The 4,152-nt window shown below is 44.1% G+C and carries 4 protein-coding genes; all 4 read right to left on the bottom strand.

What is annotated here, in order from left to right; all coding sequences use genetic code 11:
- Positions 1–511, bottom strand: a 511-nt coding sequence (locus WC955_13155) for a glycosidase (protein ID MFA5860002.1), incomplete at its 3' end; no start/stop codon positions are given.
- 28 nt (positions 512–539) lie between these two features.
- Positions 540–1,616, bottom strand: a complete 1,077-nt coding sequence (locus WC955_13150) for a hypothetical protein (GenBank protein ID MFA5860001.1) — start codon at positions 1,614–1,616, stop codon at positions 540–542.
- A gap of 14 nt (positions 1,617–1,630) precedes the next feature.
- On the bottom strand, positions 1,631–3,028 hold the full coding sequence (gene lpdA, locus WC955_13145; GenBank protein ID MFA5860000.1) for a dihydrolipoyl dehydrogenase: 1,398 nt from the start codon (positions 3,026–3,028) through the stop codon (positions 1,631–1,633).
- Between the two features lie 26 nt (positions 3,029–3,054).
- The coding region (locus WC955_13140) for a heparinase II/III family protein (protein MFA5859999.1) at positions 3,055–4,152 on the bottom strand (1,098 nt) is incomplete at its 5' end.

The raw sequence follows: 4,152 nt of genomic DNA, 5'->3' as shown, positions 1-4,152 counted from the left end.
CCCCGCGGCTGTACACTGGAAACGGGCGTTCCAGCCTGAGGTACATTCCCCCAACTTTTTCGGGGAATACCACCATATTACGGTTATCCGGCACAGTCATTGATTTTACTTCGAACTTCTCAAAATCTTCAGTCACCGCAATCCCGCCCCGTAAGCCATGAAAGGTGTCCACTGCAAAACACAACACAACCTTACCGTCGATAACAGTCAGCCTCGGGTCATATGCGCGTTTAATTTCTTTATCATTAAAAAATTCGCGGTTAAGTATCGGTTTTGGCTGGACATCCCACTTTTTCCCGTCGTTACTGTACGCCAGGCCGAGGTCGATATATTTAAGTTTACCTTCCCACTTGTCATACACGTCATTACGGAAAACCATGACATACTTCCCCTGATACTTCGTGATCCCCGCGTTGTAGGTTAGCGTTGCCGGATACGGCACGTCTTTCCCCGAGAGTACAGGGTTACCGGGATACCGTTTGATTACCGTGCTGGATTTAAGTTCTGCCATAATATCATCCTTTCGTTAATTAAATATTTCATTTCCAACTTTTAACGATACACATAATACTTTCCGCGGTTTCAATATCCTTAACCCCGCTGACTGTCATTAACACACCCTGTGGTTTGAACGTACTAATAAACTGTTCTACATTACCCGCTGGGACAGTCACGCAAAATGCTTTGTTTGCGTTTTGAATTTTTTTGTAGACCTCTACCCAGGAGGTCCACTTATCCTTCCCCGCACCGGGAACCCACTGAATTGCGTGGATCTCCGGTACTGCGAGTAATATATCAAGGTACCGCAAAGCCTGCGGGCCATCAAGATGGTAAATACATCTATCCATATGTTTACACTCCCGCACGATTCCCGGGAGGTAGGTTTGTTCAAACATATCACTGGAAATCATGCACGAAAAATCATTTGCGGGTACGTGATACTTACCCGTACAGGTAAACGGCAGCCATGTTGTGCTTGGCATCCCCGCGGAGGATAGTTTTGTATAGTACTCGTCATACAATAACAAAAAATCGGTAGTAATGCGTTCACACAAACTTTTTATCTCACCCGGATGTTCAATCATGTCAATACACAATTGTTGAGGGTCACGAAACGCGGCAACCGCATCCCCGCCTGTATGGAGGTCGGTGTATCCCACGATAAACTTACCTTTCCCCGCTTCAATAAGGATGTCCATGTATTTATTTAACAACCCAAAATATTCGTTTCGGCGGTCAAGCTGTACTTTCCCTACTTCCTCTGTTGTCCAACCTCTAAGTATTGGCTTGCTCCAAACAGTAGACTCACCGAATTCTAACGGACACCCGTAGAATGACGAAAATATTTCGGGGCCAAGGTTTGGCCATGCTATAGGCAACGCATCTGCATAGAATACATGGTTCTCGAGGGCGATAACCATTTTTTCTGTCCGATACTCGAGGTCTAACCATTTTTCGCGTAAGTTCGCATACTTTTTTTCCGCAGGTAAAGGTTTTCTTAACCCCTGCTTTTTAGGAAAAGTAATTATGCATATAGGACGGTCAGTAATATCACAACGCCACCACGCATCGTATCTTTTCAATACATTCTCGAAATCTGGTTTAAGTTCAAACATCGTAAACTGTTTTCTTACATACCCTTTGGCTTATCAACTGCTTCATGTTCCGCGTCATGTATAGCTTCCATTAACGCTTCACTTACCGTAGGATGCCCGAACATTATGCGTTTAAAATCTTCGGGTAATACTTCCAGATGCATACCCATTACGGCGGTAGAGATAAGTTCTGTCGCATGATTACCTATAATATGCATCCCAATAACCTCACCGGTTGTTTTGTCAATCACAGTCTTTACGAACCCGCGGGGGTCACCAAGGATAATTGACCTGCCGTTAGCGGCAAACGGGAACTTGCCAACCATAATACTGATACCGTTATCATTCGCTTGTTTTTCAGTATACCCTGCGCTCGCGATCTCAGGATGAGTATATATACAACTCGGTACTGTTTTATAATCAATCTCCGCGTGTTTTCCACAGATATTTTCCGCAGCGATAATTCCCTGCTGTGCCGCGACATACGCCAGTTGTATACCTTTATACACCACATCCCCAACCGCGTAAATATTGGGAATACTTGTCTGCATACGCGTATTTGTAACGACAAAACCTTTTTCTGTTTTTACCATAATTTTATCCAGCCCCAGCAAAGACGTAACCGGCTGGCGTCCAATAGAAACCAGTACTTTGTCTACTTTGAAACATTCAGCTTTATTAGAAATATACACTTCAACACAGCCTGCGGTTTTAATAAGTTTCTCAACTTTTGTGTTGGTCATGACCACAACTTTTTCTTGTTTAAGTATTTGTGTCATCGCAGCAGCAATTTCTGTATCCTCATTCGGTAAAATCTGGGGTAAGAGTTCAACAATTGTCACATCGCTTCCCGCGCGGCTGTACATACACCCGAGTTCTACACCGATAACACCTCCCCCGATGATCATCAACCGTTGTGGGATTTCAGGAAAATTTAACGCATCAGTACTGTCAACCACCGACTGGTGGTCAACTTCCAACCCTTTGATCTCAGCCGGAACCGTACCAGAGGCAATAATAAAATGTTCACCCCGGATCGTTGTTTTCGCGTTACCGCTGGCAACTACCACTTCCTTTGGGCTGGAGAACGTTGCGGTACCGGGAATAACCTCAATCCCATAACTCTGAAATATAGTTTTTAACCCCCCCTGGAGTTGAGAAACGATACTGGATTTACGTTTTTGTACTGCCTGCCAGTCAAGCGTTGCTGAACCAGTACCTGTTTTTACGCCAAATTTATCAGCAGTGAGAACCGTGTTATACACATCAACAGCGGTGATCAATGCTTTAGCGGGAATACAGCCGCGGTTGAGGCACGTCCCGCCGATACTTTCTTTCTCGATGATTGCAACACGTTTACCTAACTGCGCTGCACGGACCGCTGCGGTATAACCCCCGGGCCCGCTACCTATGATTACAATATCGTATGACATAACATCACATTACCTCCAGAGTAGTATTATAATACATTAACCATAACGCTAAACCTTAGTTCAACAACTTTTTGTATACCACCAAACTTAAACGCTCCCCGTTTTAGTACTTTATTGTACCCATTTTGTTTGGACTCATCTTCGTATTTATTAACAATGAGTACCACAGGAATGGATAGAACAGTACAACACTGTATCTCGGTCATAGTACGTTCTCCTGTTATAACAAGTTTCCCGGCTCTTATCTCCATCTCGTTATATGTAACAAACGCTTCCTCTAAAACATGAATATTTTTATCAGTAAAGGAGTAACGACTGGTAAGGTTTATTCCATTTGAAAGTAACACTAGTTCGCGTTCAAGTTTTTGTAATTCCGGAATACCATACGCCGCAGAGTATTCTATTACCACCTTATTATTGGGTAGGTCAACCGTAACGAACTGCCCTATGTGTTTAATACCGGGTTGTTGAAGTTTACCATCGATCACCGGTACGGGATGCGAGTACGAGTTCGTAAAAAGGTTTTCATAACGTTTAGGCCCGAAGTAGTCACGGTTATAACTCCCCACCCCGGGGTCGGTGATCACAGTTTCACCTGAGACGTTGTATACATACGTCCCTATGTCGTTATGATTATGGTTCTCAGCATTATTCCCTGCTTTAATAACCACCGCACTACTGGCATTAACTATCCTCGCAACACCGAGATCCGGGAGGTATGACGCTGATATCTTCAACGGTGGCACCATTTCATCACTGCTATCCTTTGTCCATAAAATGTCACGCAGGTGATATGTTAACCTCGACTGCCGGCCTGCAAAGTTTTGGATATTATCTAACACCCCGCGTAATTCAGGGACACAAGTTCTTTGCGCAAGTTTATAGATAAAACCCGGGATAAAAGTTGTATTCTCACGTGAATCCGCGAACGGCGCGTACGCGTTCTTTGACAACATTAACGCCAGGGGATACCCTGCAATTTTTTTTAGTTTATTGTTTTCGAATAGGTTAATTTTCCCGTTTGTGCGGTTATACAGAAGATCTGCAAATATGACATACGGCGCTAACCCGTACTGCCAGTACCCCACGCCTTCACTTGACCCGCCATCCTCAAAAAACGCTTT

It is taken from the genome of Elusimicrobiota bacterium (assembly GCA_041658405.1).
Taxonomy (GTDB): domain Bacteria; phylum Elusimicrobiota; class UBA5214; order JBBAAG01; family JBBAAG01; genus JBBAAG01.
The sequence above is the reverse complement of the archived record's forward strand: the minus strand, read 5'-3'. Positions and strand labels throughout refer to the sequence as shown.

Coding starts and splice junctions, on each gene's coding strand:
- lpdA (MFA5860000.1), bottom strand. CDS start 3,028: ATGTCATACGATATTGTAATCATAGGTAGCGGGCCCGGGGGTTATACC.
- WC955_13150 (MFA5860001.1), bottom strand. CDS start 1,616: ATGTTTGAACTTAAACCAGATTTCGAGAATGTATTGAAAAGATACGAT.